Source organism: Nocardioides scoriae (assembly GCF_900104965.1).
Classification (GTDB): domain Bacteria; phylum Actinomycetota; class Actinomycetes; order Propionibacteriales; family Nocardioidaceae; genus Marmoricola; species Marmoricola scoriae.
In genome coordinates, this window is the sequence record NZ_LT629757.1 from 3,904,752 (window position 1) to 3,926,660 (window position 21,909).

Consider the following 21,909-nt stretch of genomic DNA (forward strand, 5'->3'; position numbering starts at 1 on the left):
TGGTCTCAGCCCCGCGCGGTCAGCACCAGCGGGTCGCCGTCGGTGATGGCCACGGTGTGCTCGGAGTGGGCGCCGCGCGAGCCGTCGCCGCTGCGCAGCGTCCAGCCGTCGGCGTCGGTGTGCAGCCGGTCGGTGGTGGCGAGGAACCACGGCTCGATGGCGATCACCAAGCCCGGGCGGAGCTTGAAGCCGCGGCCCGCCCGCCCGTCGTTGGGGATGTGCGGGTCGCCGTGCATGGTCCGGCCGACCCCGTGGCCGCCGAACTGGGTGTTGATCGAGAGGCCCTCGGCGCGGGCGACCTCGGCGATGGCGGCGGAGATGTCGCCGATCCGACGGCCGGGGCGTGCCTGCTCGATGGCCGCCGCCAGCGCCCGCTGGGTGGTGTCGATGAGCGCCAGGTCGGCGGGGGCGGGCGTGCCGACCACGACGCTGACCGCCGAGTCGGCCACCCAGCCGTCGACCGACGCCGCGAAGTCGAGGCTCACCAGGTCGCCGTCGACCAGCGTGTAGTCGTGCGGCAGGCCGTGGAGCACGGCGTCGTTGACCGAGGTGCACAGCACCTTGCCGAACGGCATCGCCCCGAAGGAGGGGTGGTAGTCGACGTAGCACGACTCGGCGCCCCGCTCGCGGATCATCTGGTGGGCCAGGGCGTCCAGCTCCAGCAGGTTGACCCCGACGTCGACCCGCTCGACCAGCCGGGTCAGGACGTCGGCGACGAAGCGCCCGGCGGGGCGCATCTGCTCGATCTCGGTGGGGGTGCGCAGCTCGATCACCCGGCGAGCCTACGGGCGGGGGTCGTCCTGCTGGAGCAGCACCAGGGAGCGGGCGGCGACCAGCATCGTCTCCCCGGCGGCGACCCGGGTGCCGACGGGGTGCTGCGGGTCGGTCGAGATCACGACGCACCCCGACTTCACCCAGTCCTGCACCGGGAGCACCACCTCGCAGTCCTGCGGCGAGGCGTTGAGCCAGATCATGAAGCTGGTGTCGCGCTGCTGCTCGCCGCGCGGGCCGGGGGAGCGCAGCGGGTCGCCGGAGACGAACATCCCGAAGGAGTGCAGCAGCGGGTCCAGCCAGTCGTCGGCCGTCATCTCGCGGCCCTGCGGGTGGATCCAGGCCAGGTCCTTGGGCCCGCCGCGGATCGTGGGCCGGCCCTCGAACCAGTGCCGCTGGCGCAGCGCCGGGTGCTCGCGCCGCAGCCGCAGTGCCGTGCGGGTGACGTCGAACAGGTCGAGCCACGCGTCGTCGGCCCGCCAGTCGACCCACGAGGTCTCGTTGTCCTGGCAGTAGGGGTTGTTGCTGCCCCCCTGCGTGCGCCCGCGCTCGTCGCCGGCGGTGATCATCGGGACGCCGGCCGACAGGCACAGCGTGGCCATGATGTTGGCCGCCTGGCGGTGCCGCAGCGCGACCACGTCGGGGTCGTCGGTCTCGCCCTCGACCCCGCAGTTCCACGACCGGTTGTCGTCGCTGCCGTCGCGGTTGAGCTCGCCGTTGGCCTCGTTGTGCTTGCGGTCGTAGGAGACCAGGTCGCGCAGCGTGAAGCCGTCGTGCGCGGTGACGAAGTTGATCGAGGCGTACGGCGACCGGCCGTCGTCGAGGTAGAGGTCGGAGGAGCCGGCCAGCCGGGTCGCCACGCTGCGCACGCCGTCGGTGCTCGAGCGCCAGAAGTCGCGCATCGTGTCGCGGTACTGGTCGTTCCACTCGGTGAAGGGCGGCGGGAACTCCCCGACGCGGTAGCCGTCCATCGAGACGTCCCACGGCTCGGCGATCAGCTTCACGTGGCGCAGCACGGGGTCCTGCGCGATGCAGGTGAGCAGCGCGCACGAGGTGTCGACCTGGTGTCCCGTGCGGGTCAGCGCCGACATCAGGTCGAAGCGGAACCCGTCGACGTGCATCTCGGTCACCCAGTAGCGCAGCGAGTCCAGGACCAGCCGCAGCATCGCGGGGTTGTCGGTGTTGACCGTGTTGCCGCAGCCGGTGACGTCCCAGTAGGTGTCGGGCTCGCGGTTGTCCTCGGGCCGCGGCGAGACCCGGCGGTAGGCGCCGAGGTCGTCGAGCCCCCGGAAGCACAGCGTCGGCCCGTCGGCGCCGGCCTCGGCGGTGTGGTTGTAGACCACGTCGAGGATCACCTCGATGCCGCGCGAGTGGAAGTTCTTCACCATCTGCTTGAACTCCGCGACCTGCTGGCCGCGGTCGCCCGAGGCGGAGTACGCCGCGTGCGGGGCGAAGAAGCCGATCGAGTTGTAGCCCCAGTAGTTGGTCAGCCCGAGCGGGTGCAGGTGCGGCTCGTGGGCGAACTGGTGGACGGGCAGCAGCTCCACCGCGGTGACGCCGAGGTCGCCGAGGTAGTCCGTCACGACGTGGTGGCCGAGCCCGGCGTACGTGCCGCGCAGCTCTTCGGGGATCCGGTCGTGCAGCGCGGTGAAGCCCTTGACGTGCAGCTCGTAGATCGCGGTGTCGCGCCACCGGGCCCGGATCGGGCGGTCGCCGGACCAGTCGAAGTCGTCGTCGCGGACCACCACGCTCTTCCCGACGTACGCCGCGGAGTCGCGGCCGTCGGGCCGGTGCGGGCCCGGCACGGGCCGCAGGTCGTCGCGCACCTCGTGGCCGAAGACGGCCGGGTGGGTGGTGTAGCCCCCGCTGACGGCGCGGGCGTAGGGGTCGAGCAGCAGCTTGGCCGGGTTGAACCGCAGGCCCTGCTCGGGCGCCCACGGGCCCTCGGCGCGGAAGCCGTAGCGCTGGCCCGGGCGGATCCCGGGCAGGGCGCCGTGCCAGATGCCCAGGCTCGCCTCGGTGAGCCGGTGCCGGGTCTCGACGTCGCCGGGCCCGTCACCGGGCGGGTCGGACGCCGTCGCGGCCGCGGTCCCCTCGTGAGCGTCGTCGAACAGGCACAGCCACACGGCGGTCGCCTCCGGCGCGTGCACCGCGAAGTTGGTCGACTCCTCGCTCCAGGTGGCCCCCAGCGGCCAGTTGTGACCGGGCCACACGGCCACGCTCTCGCCGGTCGCCGACCACTGTCCTGGAGTCACCGGCCGATTATGTCCGCTCCGGCGGTCCGGTGGGCCGCGATGGCCCAGGAGGGCCGTCCGGGAGCCGGGCTACAGTCCGCGGGTACCCCGCCCGACGTGGCGGGCGCCACAGGTCCCACCCCCACAGCAGAGGAGCGAGGATGTCGGAGTTCGTGCGGCTCGAGGTCGAGGACGGGGTCGCCACGCTGCGGCTGGACCGCCCCAAGATGAACGCCCTCGACGTGCAGGTGCAGGAGGAGATCCGGGCCGCGGCCCGCGAGGCCACCGACCGCGACGACGTCAGGGCCGTGGTGCTCTACGGCGGGGAGCGGCTGTTCGCCGCGGGCGCGGACGTCAAGGAGATGGCCGACATGTCGCACACCGACATGGTCAAGCGCTCCGGCGACCTGATCTCGGCGCTGTCCGCGGTGGCCCGCATCCCCAAGCCGGTGGTCGCCGCGATCACGGGCTACGCCCTGGGCGGCGGCTGCGAGCTGGCGCTGTGCGCCGACGTCCGGTTCGCCGCCGACGACGCCACGCTGGGCCAGCCCGAGGTGCTGCTCGGCATCATCCCGGGCGCCGGCGGCACCCAGCGCCTGAGCCGCCTGGTGGGCCCCAGCCGGGCCAAGGACCTCATCTTCACCGGCCGCTTCGTCAAGGCCGACGAGGCGCTGGCCATCGGCCTGGTCGACCGGCTCTTCCCGCGGGACGAGGTCTACCGCGAGGCGGTGGCGTGGGCGTCGCAGTTCAGCCACGCCGCGTCGTACGCCGTCCGCGCGGCCAAGGAGGCCATCGACCGGGGTCTCGAGGTCGACCTCGAGACCGGCCTGGAGATCGAGCGCCAGCAGTTCGCCGCGCTCTTCGCCACCGAGGACCGTGCCATCGGCATGGGGTCGTTCGTTGAGAACGGGCCGGGCAAGGCCCGGTTCGTGGGACGCTGACGCGTCTCGCGACCCTGACCTCCCCATCCGCCCGCACCGCAGGAGATCCCGTGGCCCCCAAGACCAGCACCGACGAGTCCGCCAGCAAGCGCAGCCCCCGGGTCGACCAGGACGCCATCCGCGGCCAGGTGGCCCGCGTCGTCCGGATCGTGTTCGGCGTCCTGGCCGCGATCCTCGCCATCGGCGCCCTGCTCGTGGTGCTGCGCGACAGCGTCAACGAGCAGAACTCCATCGTGAAGCTGATCACCGACATCGCCGACGCGGTCTCGGGTCCGTTCAGCCGCGACGACGGCATCTTCAGCTTCTCCGGCAAGAACGCCGTCGCCAAGAACGCCCTGCTCAACTGGGGCATCGCCGCGATCGTCTACCTGGTCCTGGGCCGGGTGATCGCGGGCGTCGTGGGGCCCAGGGGCAAGCGCTGAGCCTCCGCGCGACGCATCCGTCGCGTGTGTGACTGCGCACACCCCCGAGCCCTGTTACGCCCCCGAACCCGGCAGTAACATCGCCCTAACGTCCATCCGAGGAGGGGCCCTCCGGGGCCGATACGAACATGAACATTGTCGTCTGTGTGAAGTACGTCCCCGACGCGACCGCCGACCGCCACTTCGAGTCCGACCACACGGTCGACCGCACGGGCGTCCCCGGTCTGCTCTCCGAGCTCGACGAGTACGCCGTCGAGCAGGCGCTGCAGCTCAAGGAGAAGGCCGCGGCAGGTGACGGTGGCGAGGAGGTCACCATCACCGCGCTGACCGTCGGCCCGCCCGAGGCCGCCGACGCCATCAAGAAGGCCCTGCAGATGGGCGCCGACAAGGGCGTGCACGTCGTCGACGACGCCATCGCCGGCTCCGACTACGTCTCGACCTCGCTCGTGCTCGCCAAGGCCGTGGAGAAGCTCGGCGCCGAGGCCACGGTCGACCTCGTCATGTGCGGCATGGCCTCGACCGACGCCTCCGGCTCGGTGGTGCCCGCGATGATCGCCGAGCACCTCGACCTCCCGCAGGTCACGCTCGGCTCGGTCATCGAGCGCCAGGGCGACCAGGTCCGCATCAAGCGCGACGGCGACACCTCCACCGAGGTCATCGGCGCCACCACCCCGCTCGTGCTGTCGGTCACCGACCAGTCCGGCGAGGCGCGCTACCCCTCGTTCAAGGGGATCATGGCCGCGAAGAAGAAGCCGCTGGAGAGCTGGTCGCTCTCCGACATCGGCGTCGACGCCAGCGAGGTCGGCATCGAGGCCTCCTGGACGCTCGTCGAGAGCACCGAGGAGCGCCCGCCGCGCACCGCCGGCGAGATCGTCGCCGACGAGGACGGCACCGGCGCCAGGGCGCTGGTCGACTTCCTCGCCTCCAAGAAGTTCATCTGAGCCCCGAGACGGCAGGAGAGACCGACATGTCTGAAGTTCTGGTGCTCGTCGACCACGTCGACGCCCACGTCCGCAAGCCCACGCTCGAGCTGCTCACCATCGCGCGACGCCTCGGTGAGCCCTCCGCGGTCTTCATCGGCGACGCCGGTGCGGCCGACGGGGTCGCCGAGGCGGTCAGGAAGTTCGGCGCCGAGAAGGTCTACGTCGTCGACGACGCCGAGATCAAGGGCTACCTCGTGGCCCCCAAGGCCGAGGTGCTGCAGCAGCTGGTCGAGAAGACCGGTGCCGCCGCCGTGCTGATCCCGTCCTCCGCGGAGGGCAAGGAGATCGGCGCCCGCCTCGCGGTCAAGATCAAGTCGGGCCTGATCACCGACGCGGTCGACGTGCAGGCCGGCGACGGTGGTCCGGTGACCACGCAGTCGGTCTTCGCGGGCAACTACACCGTGCAGGCCAAGGTCACCACGGGCACGCCGATCATCACGGTGAAGCCCAACTCGGCCGCCCCCGAGGAGTCCGCGGGCGCCGGCGCCGTCGAGCAGTTCGCCGCCGCCATCTCCGACTCGGCCAAGAAGGCCAAGATCGTCGCCTCCCAGGCCCGCAAGGCCTCGGGCCGCCCCGAGCTGACCGAGGCCGCCATCGTGGTCTCCGGCGGTCGTGGCACCGGCGGCAACTTCGACGAGGTCGAGGGCTTCGCCGACTCGCTGGGTGCCGCTGTGGGCGCCTCGCGCGCCGCGGTCGACTCCGGCTGGAAGCCCCACGCCTTCCAGGTCGGCCAGACCGGCAAGGTCGTGAGCCCGCAGCTCTACGTCGCCAACGGCATCTCCGGCGCGATCCAGCACCGCGCCGGCATGCAGACCTCCAAGACGATCGTCGCGGTCAACAAGGACGACGAGGCGCCGATCTTCGAGCTCGTCGACTTCGGCGTGGTCGGCGACCTGCACACCGTGCTGCCGGCCGCCACGGAGGAGATCACCAAGCGCAAGGGCTGAGACCCTGCCGGGGCCCTGGGCCCTGTCTCAGCCGAGGACGCGGTGCACCAGCGCCAGTGCCTCGGCGGGGGACAGGCCCAGGGCCCTCGTGCGCTCGGCGTACGCCGCGGCCGCCTCGCGAGCCGCCTGCTCCACCCCGCCACCGGTGACCACGCTCCCGGCCCGGCCGCGGGTCTCGATGACGCCCAGCGCCTCGAGCTCGCGGTACGCCCGCGCGACCGTGCCGGGCGCCAGGCCCAGGTCCTCGGCCAGCCGGCGCACCGGTGGCAGCCGGGTCCCCGGGGCCAGCTCGCCGCTGCCGACGCGCTCGCGCAGCTGCTCGCGGACCTGCTCGTACGGCGGCGCCGTGGCGCCCTCGTCGACGCGGATGCCCAGCGAGCTCTCCGGCCTGGTCATGTCGGCCTCCCCGGTCGGGTGCTTCGGTCGCGTGCTTCGGGCGGGTGCGGTGGTGCGGACGGCGGTCCGGACCTCGCGCGGCGGCGCGTAGGCTTGGCCGGCGATGACCGTATACCTCGACCACGCGGCGACGACGCCGATCCTCCCGGAGGCCGCCGCGGCGATGACCGCGCAGCTGACCGCCGTGGGCAACGCGTCCTCGCTGCACGCCTCCGGGCGCGCGGCCCGGCGCGTCGTGGAGGAGTCGCGCGAGCGGATCGCGCGGGCGCTGGGCTGCCGCCCCGGCGAGGTCGTCCTCACCTCCGGCGGCACCGAGTCCGACAACCTCGCCGTCAAGGGCCTCTACTGGTCGCGGCGCGGGCAGGACCCCCGCCGGGTGCGGATCCTCTCGACGCCGATCGAGCACCACGCCGTGCTCGACCCGCTGCAGTGGCTGGCCTCCGAGGGCGCCAAGGTCGAGCACGTCGCGGTCGACCGGCTCGGGCGCCTCGACGTGGAGGCCTTCCGGCACGCCGTCGAGTCCGACCCCGAGAGCGTCGCCCTGGTCACCGTGATGTGGGCCAACAACGAGGTCGGCACGGTCCAGCCGCTCGCCGAGGTCGTCGAGATCGCCCACGCCCACGGCATCCCCGTCCACACCGACGCCGTGCAGGCGCTGGGCCAGCTCCCGGTCGACTTCGCCGCGAGCGGGGTCGACGCCCTCACCATCACCGGCCACAAGGTCGGCGGGCCCTACGGCGTCGGCGCCCTGCTCCTGCGCCGCGAGCTGCAGCTGACGCCGCTGCTGCACGGCGGCGGCCAGGAGCGCGACGTCCGCTCCGGCACCATCGACCCGCCCGCCATCGCCGGCTTCGCCGTGGCCTGCGAGCTGGCCGTGGCCCGCCAGCCCGAGCTCGCCACCCGGCTCGACGCGCTGCGCCAGGAGCTCGTCGCGGGGGTCCGCCGCGTCGTGCCCGACGCCGTCCACAACGGCGACCCCGCCACCGGGCCCGACCACCGGCTGCCCGGCAACGTCCACCTGGCCTTCCCGGGCTGCGAGGGCGACTCCCTGCTGATGCTGCTCGACGCGCGCGGCGTCGAGTGCTCGACCGGCTCGGCCTGCGACGCCGGCGTCCCGCAGGCCAGCCACGTGCTGCTCGCCACCGGCCACGACGAGGAGTTCGCGCGCTCCTCGCTGCGCTTCTCCCTGGGCCACACCTCGACCGAGGCCGACGTGGCCGCCGTGGTCGAGGCCATCGGGCCCGTCGTCGAGCGCGCCCGCGGCGCGGCGCTGTCCACGCGCGCCGGACGCCCCGGCCGTCCGGGACGCGCCGGCCGGGCGGGTCGCAGCGACCGGAGCGGCGCGACGCCGTGAAGGTGCTGGCCGCGATGTCCGGCGGGGTGGACTCCGCCGTGGCCGCCGCGCGGGCCGCCGAGCAGGGCCACGACGTCACCGGCATCCACCTCGCGCTCTCGCGCAACCCGCAGAGCTACCGCACCGGCGCCCGGGGCTGCTGCACCGTCGAGGACTCCCTCGACGCCCGCCGGGCCGCCGACGTGATCGGGATCCCGTTCTACGTCTGGGACCTGAGCGAGCGCTTCCACGAGGACGTCGTCGAGGACTTCCTGGAGGAGTACGCCGAGGGCCGCACCCCCAACCCGTGCCTGCGCTGCAACGAGCGGATCAAGTTCGCCGCGGTCCTCGACCGGGCCCTGGCGCTCGGCTTCGACGCGGTGGCCACCGGCCACTACGCCCAGCTGCGACCCGGCGCGGACGGCACGGTCGAGCTGCACCGCAGCGCCGACCTCGCCAAGGACCAGAGCTACGTCCTCGGGGTGCTGACCCAGGACCAGGTCGCGCACGCGATGTTCCCGCTGGGCGACGCCCCCAAGCCGCTGGTGCGCGAGGAGGCCGCCCGGCGCGGCCTGCGGGTCGCCGACAAGCCCGACAGCCACGACATCTGCTTCATCAGCGACGGCGACACCGGGGGCTGGCTCTCGGAGAAGCTGGCCGACCGCGGCGTCGAGGTGAACCGCTCCGGCCTCCTCGTCGACGACGACGGCGAGGTCCTCGGCACCCACGAGGGCTCGTGGCGCTACACCGTCGGCCAGCGCAAGGGGCTGCGGATCGGGACGCCGGCCGCCGACGGCCGGCCCCGCTACGTGCTCGACATCGAGCCCGTCTCCGGCACCGTCACCGTCGGCCCGCGCGAGGCGCTCGCCGTCGACGGTCTCACCGGCACCGACCCGCGCTGGTGCGGCGCCGCACCGCAGGGCGAGCTCGAGTGCACCGTGCAGCTGCGGGCCCACGGCGAGGAGCACCGCGCCCGGGTCCGGGTCGAGGACGACGCCGTCGAGGTCGTCCTGCTCGACCACGCCACCGGCATCGCCCCCGGCCAGGCGGTCGTGGTCTACGACGGCACCCGTGTCGTCGGCTCGGCGACCATCGACTCCACCCACCGGGTCGCGGCCGCCGCGGCGTCGCGATGACGGGGCGCTGATGGGGGTCCGGGCCACCGGCATCGGGTCGCTCCCCGGCGAGGACTTCCTGGGGGCGGTGCGCGTCGTCCTCGAGGACCTCCCCGACCTGCCCCACCTGCCCGAGCTGCCCGACCGGGGCGCCACCGCCGGGATGGTGGGCCGTGCGGTCGCCGTCGTCGGCGAGCTGGGCCTGGACCTGCAGCCGGCCGGGTGGCGCCTGACCGACGCCCCCGGGGTCGACCACCGACGCGCCCGCTCGCTGCTCGCCCAGGACCTCGACGTGCTCGAGGAGCAGTCGCAGGGCTTCGACGGCACCCTCAAGGTCCAGGTCGCCGGTCCCTGGACGCTGGCCGCCACCGTCGAGAAGCCACGCGGCGACAAGGTGCTCAGCGACCACGGCGCCCGCCGCGAGCTGGCGCAGGCCCTGGCCGAGGGCGTGGGGCGCCACCTCGCCGACGTCGCGCGCCGCGTGCCCGCCGCCACGGTGGTGCTGCAGGTCGACGAGCCGGCGCTGCCCGCGGTGCTCGGCGGCCGCGTGCCCACCGCCTCCGGCTTCGGCAGGCACCGCACCGTGCACCCGCCCGAGGCCTCCGAGGCGCTCGGCTGGGTGGTGGCGGCCGCCGGCGAGCGACTCGTCGCGGTGCACTGCTGCGACCCGGCCGTCCCGGTCGGGTTGCTGCGCAGCGCCGGCGCCGGGGCGGTCTCGCTCGACGTCACCGCCCTGCCCGTCGCGGCGTACGACGACCTGGCCGGCGTCCTGGACGACGGCGCCACCCTGCTGCTGGGCGTGGTGGCCTCGACCGGCACCACCGTCCCGACGACGCGGTCGGTGGTCGAGCGCACGCAGCGGCTGCTCGACATGCTCGGCTTCGAGGCGCCCGAGGTGGCCGACCAGCTGGTGCTGACGCCGACGTGCGGGCTGGCGGGTGCCACGCCGGCGTACGCCCGCGGCGTGATGCGGACCCTGCGCGAGGCCGCTCGCGAGCTCGGCTGAGGCCCGAACGGCGGGTGTCCCGCGGCGGTGCCTGGGTACCGGGTCAGCACCGACGAGAGGAGCACGACGTGCCGGACCTGAACGGCAAGAGGATCGCCATCATCGCCACCTCGCACTTCGAGGAGGCGGAGCTCGTCACGCCGCGCGACGAGCTGGCCGCGATGGGCGCCGAGGTCAAGGTCTACTCGACCACGGCCGAGGCCATCCAGGCGGTGGAGAACGACACCGACCCCACCCAGAAGGTGTCGGTCGACGGGGTCTTCACCGACCTCGACGTGGCCGGCGTGGACGCGGTCGTGGTGCCCGGCGGCACGATCAACGCCGACACCATCCGCACCGACGAGGACGCGCAGGAGATCGTGCGCCAGGCGCTGGAGCAGGACAAGGTGCTGGCCGTGATCTGCCACGGCCCGTGGCTGCTGGTCTCGGCCGGCGTGGCCTCGGGCAAGCGGCTGACCAGCTTCCCGAGCCTGGCGGTCGACCTGCGCAACGCCGGGGCCCAGTGGAGCGACGAGGAGGTCGTGGTCGACGGTCGGCTGGTCACCAGCCGCAACCCCGACGACCTGCCGGCCTTCGTGGAGGCCATCGCCGAGGCGCTGCAGGACTGAGCCGCACCACCGGCGACGCAGCACGACGACGCAGCACGACGACGGGCCCGGAGAGCGATCTCCGGGCCCGTCGTCGTGCGTCGGTGGTGCCTCAGCCGGCGTGCACCCCGGCGGGGGCGTCGTCGACCGCCAGCTCCTCGTGCCTGACGCTGAGGAAGATCCACACGATCAGGCTGGCGGCCCAGATCATGAAGGCCCCGGCGAGGAAGGCGTTGGTCGCCCCGTCGGTGAAGGCGCCCTGGTAGGCCAGGTTGCCCACGGCCTGCTGCATCGCCTCGGTGGGACGCACGCCGGAGGCCTGGCCGGCCGCCTGCAGGTCGGAGGTGATCTGCGTGGCGCGGTCGGTCGAGAAGTGCACCGCCACGGTCGACAGGGCCGCGAGCCCGAGCGCGCCGCCGACCTGCTGCATGGTGTTGAGCACGCCCGAGCCGATGCCCGAGTCGCGGTGGGAGACGCCGTGGACGGCGGCCAGCGTCATCGGCACGAAGGTCGCGCCCATGCCCAGCGACATCAGCGAGATGTAGGGGAAGATGCTCGCCCAGTAGCTCACGTCGGTCCCCAGGTGGGTCTCGCCGCCGGTGACGGCCGAGAGGATCGAGCCGGCCGAGGAGTCGACCGAGAGCCGCGAGAAGCCGAACAGCGCGGCGCCGGCCATGGCGGTGCCGATGCCGGCGATCCAGCGGGGGTCGACCATCGCCATCAGCTTGGACGACACGGTCGCGGCGATGACGATGCCGAGGCTGAAGGGCAGGAACGCGACGCCGGTCTGCAGCGGGGAGTAGCCCATGACGTTCTGCACGAACTGCGAGAGGAAGTAGAACATCGCGAACATCGCCGCGGGCACGATCATCATCGTGACGAAGGCGGTGGCCCGGGTGCGGCTGAGCAGGATCCGGAAGGGCAGCAGCGGGTGCTCGACCCGACGCTCGATGGCCACGAAGGCGCCCAGCAGCAGCACGCCGAGGACCAGCGCGGTCAGGGTGCTCGGGTCGCCCCAGCCGTGGCTGGGCTCACCGGCACGGGAGAGGCCGAAGACGATCGCCACCAGTCCGGCGGTGCCGGACAGGGCGCCGGGCACGTCGAGCTCGCCGGGGTGCGACTCGCTCTCGGCCAGCACGCGGGGGGCGGCGAAGGCGGCCGCGAGGCCGATCGGCACGTTGATGAGGAAGGTCAGGCGCCAGCCGTCCACGGAGGCGCCGAACAGGTCGGGGGTCAGCCCGGTCAGCCAGCCGCCGAGCAGCAGGCCGACGGCCGCGCCGGCGCCCGACATCGCGGCGTAGATGCTGAAGGCGCGGTTGCGCTGGGGCCCGGCCGGGAAGTTCGTGGTGATCAGCGCGAGCGCGGCGGGGGAGGCCAGTGCGGCGCCGAGGCCCTGCAGGCCACGCGAGGCGAGCAGCATGGCCTCGTTGGCGGCCAGGCCGCCCACGCCGGAGGCGACGGCGAAGATCGCGACGCCGACCATGAAGATGCGGCGACGGCCGTAGAGGTCGCCGAGGCGGCCGCCCAGCAGCAGCAGGCCACCGAACGCCAGCGCGTACCCGGTCACGACCCACTGCAGGTTGGCCTGCGAGATGTCGAGGTCGGACTGGATGTAGGGCAGGGCGATGTTGGCGATGGTGGCGTCGAGGACGACCATCAGCTGCGCCACCGAGATGAGCAGCAGCGCCCAGCCCAGGCGGGTGGAGCCACCGGGCTCCTCGGTGGGCGTGGCGTCGGGTCCAGGGGTCAGGGGAGGTGCGGGTTCGCGTACGTCGGTCATGGCCGGTCGGCTTCCTGGGAGGAGGGGGCGGGCGGCACCAGGCCGCACGCCGGGAGGATCACGTGGTCGACCACGCGCTGGACGGACTCGTCGTCGCTGACGAGCCCGAGGACGAAGGTGCGGTGCAGGACGATCCCGGCGAGCGCGGGACCGATGACCTCGAGGTCGAGGTCGGCGGAGATCTCGCCGCGGGCGACGGCCCGGCGGTAGATCTCGTCGGAGACGGCCACCTTGGGGGCGATGACCTGCTCGCGGAAGCGGGAGGCGAAGTCGGGGTCGCTGGCCAGCGCGGTGACCACGGCGCCCATGAGGGCGGTGGCGTCGCTGCCGACCGGGCCGTGCTGGCCGCAGAAGGTCCGCAGCAGGTCCTCGCGCAGCGAGCCGGTGTCGTGGGCCTCGACGTGGGGCGCCTGCTTGGCGCGCACCATGGCGTCCACGACCAGGCTGGCCTTGCTCTCCCACCGGCGGTAGAGGGTGGCCTTGCCGGCCCGCGCCTCCTTGGCGACGGCGTCGAGCGTCAGCCGGTCGTAGCCGACCTCGAGGAGCAGCCGCACGGTGGCGTCGAGGATCTCCTCCTCGCGCGCACCGGCGACGCGGGGACGGATGCCGGCCGCGAGTGGCACCACGGGGCACCTCCGATGTCGATGGAACGGAACGGTTCCGTTCCATCGATCATGAACCCAGCACCCCGGGAACCTGTTCCCAGGCCCCCAGGTGGTCTAGTCGCGGGTGGCCCAGCAGGCGCCCGCCACGAGGCGCTAGGGCGCCGTGGTCGGGTCGGCCGAGGGGCTCGTGCCCGTGGTCGGGTCGGCCGTCGGGCTGGGGTCCTGGCTCGGCGTCGGGTCGGCAGACGGCGAAGCGTCCTCGGTCGGCGTCGGGTCGGAGGAGGGGGTGGGGGCCTCGGTGCTGTCCTGCGTGGCCGTGTCGGTCGGCGACGGGGTCGGCTGCGGGCTGGGCGCGGGGGTGTCGTCGGTGCTCGAGCCCGAGCCACCGCCGGAGACCACGTTGCCGACGGTGGTGCTGCTGCTGGTGTCGTTGCCGGCGAGCGAGGCCAGCGAGCGTCCGGTCAGGCCCTCGAGCGAGGTGATGGCGACCATCGCCACGAGCAGCACGGCCACGCTGGCCAGGGCGACCTTGCCCCAGGGCAGGTCGGCGCGGCGGGGGTCGAGGCGCTGCCACAGGCTCGGGGCCTCGCGGCGCTCGTCCTCCGCGATGGCCTCCATCTGCTCGGTGCCGGTCGCCGTCGAGCGTCCCGGCCGGCCCAGCCCCGACCCCAGCCCGCTGCCGAGCAGGGTGCTCTCGCGCACGGCCGCGGCGCGACGGCGCACGGCCTCGGCGGAGCGGTTGAGCGAGTAGGAGTACGTCGCGGCGCCGACCGTGGCGACCACGCTGCCGGCGGCGGCGCCGATCAGGGTGCCGGCCGTGCCGGCCCAGGAGGCGAAGAAGGCAGCGGAGACCGCGGCCAGGGCGCTCGCCATGACCTGGATCGGCGAGAGCTCGAGCTTGCGGGGGGTGTCGTCGTCAGTCATGGTCCTCGACGGGTGGGGGAACGGGCGTACCCACGGTAAGACGCCCGGGACCCACCTCGTCGTTCCCGGGTGGGGGCGTGACCTCTCCCACGTCGGGCCCGCGCCGGCGCCGGCCAGGGGTCACGGCAGGGGTCGGCGAGCGTCCCGCGAGCGCAGCTGCGGCACCAGCACCAGCAGCCCGAGCACGGGCAGCACCGCGAGCAGCAGCAGGGCGCCGTCGACGCCGAGCAGGTCGCCGAGGCCGCCGACCACCGCGGAGCCGATGCCGCCGCCGACCAGGAAGAACAGCGTCGCGATGCCGAGGGCCACGCCGCGCACGTCCTCGGTGACGGCGTCGCCCACGGCCTCCATGAGGGCCGGCTGGCCCAGTCCGAAGGCGAAGGTGACGGCCACGACGGCGGTGACCAGCAGCACGGCCGAGGTCTCGCGGGCGCCGAGCGCCGCGACGACCAGGGCGACCGCGGAGACCGAGGCCGCCAGCAGCAGCCCGGACGTGGGGCCGATCCGGTTGAGCAGCGGCGAGGCGATGCGGGGGGCGAGCAGGCCGGTGGCGGCGCTGGGCAGCAGGGCGAGGCCCACCTGCCAGGGCTGCCAGCCGTCGGCGACGAGCACGGCGGGCACGGCGATGAGCAGCGCGAACCACGCGGCCGGGACGGCGCCGGCGGCCAGGGCGCTGCGCACCACGGTGGCGTTGCGGATGACCTCGACGGGCAGGAAGCCCTGGGGACGGCGGCGGACCCACGCGGCGACGGCGGGGGCGCCGAGCACTGCGAGCACGCCGCCGGCGACGGCGACCACGGGACCGGTCGAGGGCGACTGCACGAGCAGCACCACCCCGGCGGCCGTGGCGGCGACCAGGACGGCGCCGACCAGGTCGAGGCGGGCCCCGCTGCCGTCGGTCGGGATGGAGCGCCACAGCAGGGGCAGCAGCAGCGCCCCGAGCATCGGCAGCGCGATCACCGCCCGCCAGCCCAGCAGGCCCTCGACGGTGCCGCCGGCCAGCGGGCCCAGGCAGCTGACCGCCGCCGCGAGCCCGGCGACCTGGCCCAGGGCCACGCCGCGGGCGGGACCGTGGAACCGCTGCGACACGATCGCCACGCCCAGCGTGGGGACCGCCGCGGCGCCGGCGCCCTGCAGCACCCGGGCGGCCAGCAGCAGCCCGAAGTCGGGGGCCAGGGCGCCCACCAGGGCGCCCGTCGTCATCAGGGCCACGCCGGCGGCGAGCGGCAGCCGCAGCCCGACGAGGTCGGAGACGCGGCCGTAGACGGCCGTGGCGACGGCCAGCATCAGCGCGTAGAGGCTGATGGCCCAGGCGCTGACCCCGGTGGTGACACCGAGGTCGGAGGCGATGGTCGGCAGCGCGATCGCGGCCGAGGAGCTGCCCAGCCCGGCGAGGCCGAACAGCAGGCCGATGAGGACCGGCACCCAGCGGTCGGCACCCGACGCGGTCGCGTGCGCGTCCGGCTCGTCGGTCGTGGTGGCCCGGGCAGGGGTGGTGGAGGTCATCGGGGCCTCAACCCGCGGCGCCGCCCGGGCATTCCGTCGCCGGGTCCCGGCGCGGTGCACCGGACCGCTCGAGCACGGTCAGCGTCGCGCGGAGCGCGAAGCGGTTCCAGGCGGCCGGGCGGGCGAGCATGTAGTGGCCCAGCCGACCCATGTCGACGAACTCCGCCGACGCGGCCACCGGCCGGGCGCGCGCGACGTAGGCCCGCGTGGCGCGGGCGGAGGTGATCTTGTCGCGGCTGCCGTGGCCGACGAGCAGGTGGCGCCCGGCCAGGGCCGCGACCGGGTCGCCCGGCTCGAACCAGGGCGCCAGGCCGACCACCCCGACCACGGCCGGGTGGTCGGCGACGCGGACCGCGGTGCGGGCGCCCATGGAGTGGCCGAGCAGGACCACGGGCAGGCCGGGGTGGGCCGCGGTCACCTGCTCGAGCGCCCACCGGGCGTCGGGCACCGGGGAGGGCTCCGCCGCCAGGCCGTCGTTCCAGCCGCGCACCGCGTAGGTGAGCAGGTAGGACTCGAGGCCCGCGGCCACCAGCCGGGGCTCCAGCACCCGGCGCAACCGGTCGGCGCGCCACCGGGAGGCGCTGCGGGAGGAGGCCAGGTCCTGGGTGCCGGTCTTGGCGCCGCCGTGGAGCAGCACCACCACGCCGGTCGCGCGGGTGGGGGCGGTGGAGCGGAGCAGGTCGGGTGCGGGCACGGGGCCATCCAATCCGAGGGGGCCGGCTGGCGGGGCAGATCCGGGGTGACGACCGTGGTTCGGCCCGGCCGCGCGGCCGGATGGGCGCTGTCGGTGGACCACGGCAAGATGGGTCCGTGAGCCAGCAGACCCCCTCGAGCACCCCGTCGAGCCGCTCGGCAGGACCCGCGCCGGCCGACCAGGCGCCGGACCGCGACCCGCAGGCCGAGCTGCGGCAGGAGCACCGCCGCCTGGCCGAGGAGGTCGAGCAGGCGCGCTGGCGCTACTACGTGCTCGACGACCCGACGCTGTCCGACGCCGACTTCGACACCCGGATGCGGCGTCTCGAGGAGCTCGAGGCCGAGGTCCCCGACCTGCGCACGCCCGACTCCCCGACGCAGCGGGTGGGTGGCGCGGTGTCGACCGAGTTCACGGCCGTCGACCACCTGCAGCGGATGGAGAGCCTCGACAACGCCTTCTCGACCGAGGAGCTGGCCTCGTGGGAGCAGCGGCTCACCCGCGACGGCATCACCGACCCGGCCTACCTGTGCGAGCTCAAGGTCGACGGCCTGGCCATCAACCTGCTCTACGAGGACGGTCGCCTGGTCCGGGCGCTGACCCGCGGCGACGGCCGCACCGGCGAGGACGTCACGCCCAACGTGAGGACGATCGACGCGGTGCCGCACCGGCTGCACGAGAGCGAGGAGTTCCCCACCCCCCGGGTGCTCGAGGTCCGGGGCGAGGTGTTCCTGCCCGTCCTGGCCTTCGACCGGCTCAACGAGGCGATGACCGACGCCGGCAAGCCGATGTTCGCCAACCCCCGCAACGCCGCCGCGGGGTCGCTGCGCCAGAAGGACCCGCGGGTGACCGCGACCCGGGCGCTGGGCCTGGTCTGCCACGGCATCGGTGCCCGGGAGGGGTTCGAGCCCCGCGCGCAGTCGCAGTCCTACGAGGCGCTGCGCGCGTGGGGCCTGCCCACCTCCGACCAGGTCGAGGTGGTCACGGGCCTGCCCGCGGTGGAGGCCTACGTCGAGCGCGTCGGCGAGCAGCGCCACACGATCGTGCCCTACGAGATCGACGGCGTGGTCGTGAAGGTCGACGACGTCGCGCTGCAGCGGCGCCTGGGCTCGACCAGCCGGGCACCGCGGTGGGCGATCGCGTTCAAGTACCCGCCCGAGGAGGTCAACGCCCGGCTGCTCTCCATCGAGGTCAACGTGGGCCGCACCGGCCGGGTGACGCCCTACGGCGTGATGGAGCCGACCAAGGTCGCGGGCTCGACGGTCGAGAACGCCACGCTGCACAACGCGCACGAGGTGAGGCGCAAGGACGTTCGCCCCGGCGACACCGTCGTGCTGCGCAAGGCCGGCGACGTGATCCCCGAGATCCTCGGCCCGGTGCTGGCGCTGCGGCCCGAGGGGCTCCCCGAGTGGGAGATGCCCACCGAGTGCCCGGCCTGCGGGACGGCGCTGGCCCAGCAGAAGGAGGGCGACAAGGACCTCCGCTGCCCCGACCACGAGCACTGCCCCGCCCAGGTGCGCGAGCGCGTGTTCCACGTCGCCGGCCGCGGCGCCTTCGACATCGAGGGGCTGGGGTACGAGGCCGCGGTCGCCCTGCTCGACGCGGGGGCCATCGCCAACGAGGGGGACGTGTTCGACCTCGACGAGGCCCGGCTGCTGAGCGCGCCGCTGTTCACGCGCGCGCCGCGCAAGGGCGAGGACGGGCCGCAGCTGAGCGCCAACGGGCAACGCCTGCTCGCCCACCTGCGGCAACGCCTCGAGGTCCCGCTCTGGCGGGTGCTCGTGGCGCTCTCGATCCGCCACGTGGGTCCCACCGCCGCCCGGGCGCTGGCCCAGGAGTTCGGCTCGATGGCCGCGATCCGGGGCGCCTCCGAGGCCGAGCTCGCCGCGGCCGAGGGCGTCGGTCCGACGATCGCCGCGGCCGTGATCGAGTGGTTCGAGGAGCCCTGGCACGTGCGCATCGTCGACACCTGGGAGGCCTCGGGGGTCTCGATGGCCGACGAGCGCGACGAGTCGGTGCCGCGCACCCTCGAGGGCCTCACGATCGTGGCGACCGGCTCGCTGGTCGACTTCACCCGCGACTCGGTCAAGGAGGCGATCATCGTGCGCGGGGGCAAGGCCTCGGGCTCGGTGTCGAGGAAGACCGACTACGTCGTGGTCGGGGAGAACGCCGGCTCCAAGGCCGAGAAGGCCGAGCAGCTCGGCGTCCCCGTGCTCGACGAGGCGGGGTTCAAGCGGCTGCTCGAGCACGGTCCCGAGGACGCGGAGCCGGCTCCGGCGACGGACGGGGACTGAGACCGCTCAGCCCCGGGCGGCCGCCAGCACCAGCTTCGCGACGGCCCGCTGCTCCACGGCGAAGGGGTGGTACGCCGCCGCGGCCGACTGGTCGGTGACCGAGCCGTTCACCCAGGGCTGGTCGGAGCAGATGTCGTGGCCGCGGCTGGCCGCCCAGACGTCGACGTAGGTCACGCCGGCCGCCCTCGCCGCACCGCGCACGGCGTCGGTGAGCGCCCGGTTGACGCGCTCGGCGTACGCGTAGTCGCCCGCCGCAAGGGGCAGCTCGGGGCAGGGGGAGCCGGCCCGGACGATCTGCGGGTAGCCCACGGCCAGCACGCGCGCGTCGGGGGAGCGGCGCTCGACCTCGCGCAGCGCGGTGGTGAGCCGGGCCCGGGTCGCCTGCAGCGTGGTGAGCAGCCGGTCGGTGCCGCCCGCGGTCATGGTGGTCTCGCACGGCGAGCCCTCGGGGTCCTGGCGGGCGAGCGCGGAGCACCGGTTGACCAGGCTGCTGAAGACGCCGCCGTCGTTGCCGCCGAGGCCGACGGTGACCAGCTGGGTGTCGGGCTGCAACGCCCGCGCCTGCGGGGGCACGCCGGCCAGCTGGCTGCGGGTGAGGTCCTCGGTGCGGGCGCCGCCGCAGCTGCGGTCGTCGAGCTCGGCGCCGAGCGCCTCGGCGACGAGCGAGGGGTAGTTGGCGCTGGAGCGGAAGCAGCCCTGCGCCACGTCGGTCACCGGCACCAGCGGAGCCGCGCTGTAGGAGTCACCCAGCGCCACGTAGCGCCGGACCTGCGTCCCGGCGGCTGCTCCCCCCTGGCTGGAGGCGTCCTGACGGCTCCCCGACGCGTCCTCCGGGTCGCTCGCGCTGCCGGGGGACCCGGAGCACGCACTCGTCGCCAGGGCGAGGAGCGCGGTGGCGGCCAGGAGCCGCGGACGGAGCAGGGCGGAGCGGGACATCGGGCCTCGGGGGGGTCGGGGCGGCGGGCCCCTCGAACCTAGCCGCCACCCGGCTGGACACCGCGGCCAGCAGCACCAGCAGCGCGGTCGCGCCCAGCACGAGGTCGCCGCCCAGCAGGTCCAGCGCGGTGGGGGCGAGCAGGGAGCCGAGCAGCGCGGCGGTGACGATGACCGTGTCGTTGAGGCCCAGCACGGTGCCGCGCACGGCGTCCGGGACCTCGTCCTGCAGCACGCCGGTGGCCGCCGCCTCGACCGCCACGGAGACCGAGCCGGCCAGCGCGAGGGGGCCCAGGGCCCACGCCAGCGACGGGGTGGGGGCCAGCAGCAGCACGCCCAGCGCCAGCAGGCCCAGCCCGTGGGCGGCGGCACGCTCCGGGGTGCGCCCCAGCCGGGCCAGCAGCCGCGCCAGCAGCGGGGCGGCCAGGGCCGCGAACCCGAAGACGCCGGTGGCCAGCCCGTAGCCGGCCGCGTCGCCGTCCCAGGCCTCCAGCGCCAGGGGCAGCAGCGCCAGCACCAGGGTGGCGGCGACCAGGTTGACGCACGCCATCACCGCGACCGCCCGGAGCGCGGCGGGCGCGGCCAGCAGGGCGGCCAGCGCCGACGGGGTCCCGGCGGCGTGCTCGTCGGGCCCCCGCCCGTCCGGGACGGCGCGTCGCGGTGCGGGCATCGGCACGCCGCGCAGCAGCGGCCAGGCGACCAGCGTCAGCGCCACCGGCACCCAGGGCAGCGCCCCGCGCAGGGCCGGGTGGAGCAGCAGCCCGCCCAGGGCGGCGCCCACGACGAACGCCCCCACCTCGACGGTCACCAGGACCTCGGTCGCCCGCCGGTGCTGCGCTCCGGCCAGCCCGGGCATCGCCGCCACCAGGGCGGGGTACGCCGGCGTGGCCACCGCCACGACGAGCGTGCTGGCGACCACCGCCAGCCACACCTGGTCGGCGAGGAGGGCCGCGGCGGCGACGACCATCAGCAGCCCGCGCACCGCGAAGGTGACCCGCACCAGCCGGTCCCGGCGCACGGCGTCCGCGAGCCGACCGGCGGCCCAGGAGCACACGACGTACGGCAGCATCCGGGCCGCCCCGGCCAGGCCGAGCAGCAGCGGGTCGTCGCTGCGCTCGTCGACCAGCACGAGGAGCAGCGGCCAGGGCACCGAGAGGGCCAGCGAGGCCAGCACGTGGGCGACCAGCACCCGTCGCGTCACCGGGTCGAGGGGCTCCACCGGGTCACGCGCCGGTGTCGCGGGTGAGGTGGGTGGGCAGCGGGGCGTACCCGTTGAAGCCCACGCTGGAGCAGCTCGAGGTGTAGGCGCCGGCGGCCTCGAGGCGGACCAGGTCGCCCTCGGCGAGCGCCAGCGGCAGCTCGACCGGTTCGCGCTCGTAGAGCACGTCGGCGCTGTCGCAGGTGGGGCCGGCCAGCACGCAGGGGCCGGTGGGCCCCGAGCGGTCGGTCCGCAGCCGGTAGCGGATCGCCTCGCCGAGGGTCTCGACCAGGCCGGTGAAGACGCCGGCGTCGAGGAACACCCACCGCACCGGCGCCTCCCGGGGGCCCCGCTCCACGACGCCCACGACCGAGGTGACGAGCGTGCCCGCGTCGCCGACCAGCCCGCGGCCGGGCTCCACCAGCACCCGCGGACGGCCGCCCGTCCCGAAGCCCTCCTGCAGCGCCCGCTCGATGGCCGCGCCGTACGCCGCCAGGGGCGGTGCGTCGTGGGAGTAGCGGGCCGGGAAGCCGCCGCCGAGGTCGAGCAGCCACGGGGAGAGCCCGCTGTGGCGCAGCGCCGCCAGCACCCGCGACGCGTCCCGGACCGGCGCGGCCCACGCCTCGGGGTCGCGCTGCTGCGAGCCCACGTGGAAGCAGACCCCGGCCGCCTCGAGGCCGAGGCGGGCGGCCTCCAGCAGGATCTCGACCGCCTGCACGGGGGAGACGCCGAACTTGCCCGACAGCGGCCACTCCGAGCCCGCCCCGGTCGTGGCCAGGCGGCACAGCACGGCCGACCCCGGCGCGGCCTGCGCGACCTTGCGGGTCTCGGCGGGGGAGTCCACGACGAACAGCCGCACCCCGAGGGCGTGGGCCTCGGCGACGTCCTCGCGCCGCTTCACCGGGTGCGAGCAGACCAGGTCGCCCGGGTCGGCGCCCGCCGCGAGCGCGGCGCGCACCTCGGCGGGCGTCGCGACGTCGAAGCGGCTGCCGCATCCGACCAGGGCCTCGAGCACCGCGGGGTGCGGGTTGGCCTTGACGGCGTAGTGGACCTCGGCCCCCGGCAGCGCCGCGGCGAGCGCGTGGAAGCGCCGCTCCACGACGGTCGGGTCGAGCGCGAGGTAGGGCGTGGTGCGGCGGACCTCGGGGGCCGTCCGCTGGCGGGCCAGGAGCGTGCTCTGCATGCCCGGTGAGGAGGGCCGTGGCCGCCCGGGGATACCGGTGGTCCACTACTGGGCGGCCCG

At 74.9% G+C, this 21,909-nt stretch carries 20 protein-coding genes; 9 read left to right on the plus strand and 11 right to left on the minus strand.

Going from position 1 to position 21,909, the window contains the following annotated elements:
- Positions 1-5: 5 nt before the first annotated feature.
- Positions 6-773: a type I methionyl aminopeptidase gene (gene map, locus BLU55_RS18490; RefSeq protein ID WP_091732831.1), complete on the minus strand. Its 768-nt coding sequence runs from the start codon at positions 771-773 to the stop codon at positions 6-8.
- Positions 774-782: 9 nt separating this feature from the next.
- A complete protein-coding gene (glgX, locus tag BLU55_RS18495; RefSeq protein WP_091732834.1) occupies positions 783-3,026 on the minus strand; it encodes a glycogen debranching protein GlgX in 2,244 nt (747 codons plus the stop codon).
- A gap of 140 nt (positions 3,027-3,166) precedes the next feature.
- Between glgX and BLU55_RS18500 the strand changes: the two genes are divergently transcribed.
- The 4 genes from BLU55_RS18500 to BLU55_RS18515 all read left to right on the plus strand — a co-directional run bounded on the left by BLU55_RS18500 (position 3,167) and on the right by BLU55_RS18515 (position 6,298).
- Positions 3,167-3,946: an enoyl-CoA hydratase/isomerase family protein gene (locus BLU55_RS18500; RefSeq protein WP_091732837.1), complete on the plus strand. Its 780-nt coding sequence runs from the start codon at positions 3,167-3,169 to the stop codon at positions 3,944-3,946.
- A gap of 50 nt (positions 3,947-3,996) precedes the next feature.
- The gene (locus BLU55_RS18505; RefSeq protein WP_091732839.1) at positions 3,997-4,368 is read left to right on the plus strand and encodes a hypothetical protein; all 372 of its coding nucleotides are present in this window, start codon (positions 3,997-3,999) and stop codon (positions 4,366-4,368) included.
- Positions 4,369-4,514: 146 nt separating this feature from the next.
- On the plus strand, positions 4,515-5,309 hold the full coding sequence (locus BLU55_RS18510; RefSeq protein ID WP_231916955.1) for an electron transfer flavoprotein subunit beta/FixA family protein: 795 nt from the start codon (positions 4,515-4,517) through the stop codon (positions 5,307-5,309).
- A gap of 26 nt (positions 5,310-5,335) precedes the next feature.
- Positions 5,336-6,298 (plus strand): electron transfer flavoprotein subunit alpha/FixB family protein, encoded by a 963-nt coding sequence (locus tag BLU55_RS18515; RefSeq protein ID WP_091732846.1) that lies wholly within the window; start codon positions 5,336-5,338, stop codon positions 6,296-6,298.
- Between the two features lie 27 nt (positions 6,299-6,325).
- Here the strand turns inward: BLU55_RS18515 and BLU55_RS18520 are convergent, their stop codons facing one another.
- Positions 6,326-6,694 carry a GntR family transcriptional regulator gene (locus BLU55_RS18520; protein ID WP_091732849.1) on the minus strand — a complete coding sequence of 123 codons (369 nt, stop codon included), beginning with the start codon at positions 6,692-6,694 and terminating at the stop codon, positions 6,326-6,328.
- A gap of 103 nt (positions 6,695-6,797) precedes the next feature.
- Here BLU55_RS18520 and BLU55_RS18525 point away from each other — a divergent pair, with 103 nt between their 5' ends.
- The 4 genes from BLU55_RS18525 (at position 6,798) to BLU55_RS18540 (ending at position 10,756) form a co-directional block, all read left to right on the plus strand.
- Positions 6,798-8,048 (plus strand): cysteine desulfurase family protein, encoded by a 1,251-nt coding sequence (locus BLU55_RS18525; RefSeq protein WP_091732852.1) that lies wholly within the window; start codon positions 6,798-6,800, stop codon positions 8,046-8,048.
- A complete protein-coding gene (gene mnmA / locus BLU55_RS18530) occupies positions 8,045-9,163 on the plus strand; it encodes a tRNA 2-thiouridine(34) synthase MnmA (RefSeq protein WP_231916956.1) in 1,119 nt (372 codons plus the stop codon). The genes BLU55_RS18525 and mnmA overlap by 4 nt, the downstream gene beginning before the upstream one ends.
- Positions 9,164-9,173: 10 nt before the next feature.
- The gene (locus BLU55_RS18535; RefSeq protein WP_091732854.1) at positions 9,174-10,148 is read left to right on the plus strand and encodes a uroporphyrinogen decarboxylase/cobalamine-independent methonine synthase family protein; all 975 of its coding nucleotides are present in this window, start codon (positions 9,174-9,176) and stop codon (positions 10,146-10,148) included.
- A 68-nt stretch (positions 10,149-10,216) separates the two neighbouring features.
- Positions 10,217-10,756 (plus strand): type 1 glutamine amidotransferase domain-containing protein, encoded by a 540-nt coding sequence (locus tag BLU55_RS18540; protein ID WP_091732857.1) that lies wholly within the window; start codon positions 10,217-10,219, stop codon positions 10,754-10,756.
- 91 nt (positions 10,757-10,847) lie between these two features.
- Here the strand turns inward: BLU55_RS18540 and BLU55_RS18545 are convergent, their stop codons facing one another.
- From BLU55_RS18545 to BLU55_RS18565, 5 genes are all read right to left on the minus strand, one after another.
- On the minus strand, positions 10,848-12,515 hold the full coding sequence (locus BLU55_RS18545; RefSeq protein ID WP_091732861.1) for an MFS transporter: 1,668 nt from the start codon (positions 12,513-12,515) through the stop codon (positions 10,848-10,850).
- Positions 12,512-13,138: a TetR/AcrR family transcriptional regulator gene (locus BLU55_RS18550; protein ID WP_231916957.1), complete on the minus strand. Its 627-nt coding sequence runs from the start codon at positions 13,136-13,138 to the stop codon at positions 12,512-12,514. The genes BLU55_RS18545 and BLU55_RS18550 overlap by 4 nt, the downstream gene beginning before the upstream one ends.
- Positions 13,139-13,273: 135 nt before the next feature.
- Positions 13,274-14,044 (minus strand): hypothetical protein, encoded by a 771-nt coding sequence (locus BLU55_RS18555; protein WP_091732867.1) that lies wholly within the window; start codon positions 14,042-14,044, stop codon positions 13,274-13,276.
- 120 nt (positions 14,045-14,164) lie between these two features.
- Positions 14,165-15,550: an MFS transporter gene (locus tag BLU55_RS18560; RefSeq protein WP_091732868.1), complete on the minus strand. Its 1,386-nt coding sequence runs from the start codon at positions 15,548-15,550 to the stop codon at positions 14,165-14,167.
- A 7-nt stretch (positions 15,551-15,557) separates the two neighbouring features.
- A complete protein-coding gene (locus BLU55_RS18565) occupies positions 15,558-16,244 on the minus strand; it encodes an alpha/beta hydrolase (RefSeq protein WP_197681043.1) in 687 nt (228 codons plus the stop codon).
- A gap of 209 nt (positions 16,245-16,453) precedes the next feature.
- Between BLU55_RS18565 and ligA the strand changes: the two genes are divergently transcribed.
- On the plus strand, positions 16,454-18,535 hold the full coding sequence (gene ligA, locus BLU55_RS18570; protein WP_269457963.1) for an NAD-dependent DNA ligase LigA: 2,082 nt from the start codon (positions 16,454-16,456) through the stop codon (positions 18,533-18,535).
- Between the two features lie 6 nt (positions 18,536-18,541).
- Here the strand turns inward: ligA and BLU55_RS18575 are convergent, their stop codons facing one another.
- Genes BLU55_RS18575 through BLU55_RS18585 form a run of 3 tightly spaced genes read right to left on the minus strand, consistent with a single transcriptional unit; the run spans position 18,542 to position 21,849 of the window.
- A complete protein-coding gene (locus tag BLU55_RS18575; protein ID WP_157682944.1) occupies positions 18,542-19,291 on the minus strand; it encodes an SGNH/GDSL hydrolase family protein in 750 nt (249 codons plus the stop codon).
- On the minus strand, positions 19,278-20,687 hold the full coding sequence (locus BLU55_RS18580) for an MFS transporter (protein WP_091732873.1): 1,410 nt from the start codon (positions 20,685-20,687) through the stop codon (positions 19,278-19,280). The genes BLU55_RS18575 and BLU55_RS18580 overlap by 14 nt, the downstream gene beginning before the upstream one ends.
- Positions 20,688-20,691: 4 nt before the next feature.
- Positions 20,692-21,849, minus strand: coding sequence for a type III PLP-dependent enzyme (locus BLU55_RS18585; RefSeq protein ID WP_091732874.1), 1,158 nt, complete (start codon positions 21,847-21,849; stop codon positions 20,692-20,694).
- Between the last annotated feature and the right edge of the window lie 60 nt (positions 21,850-21,909).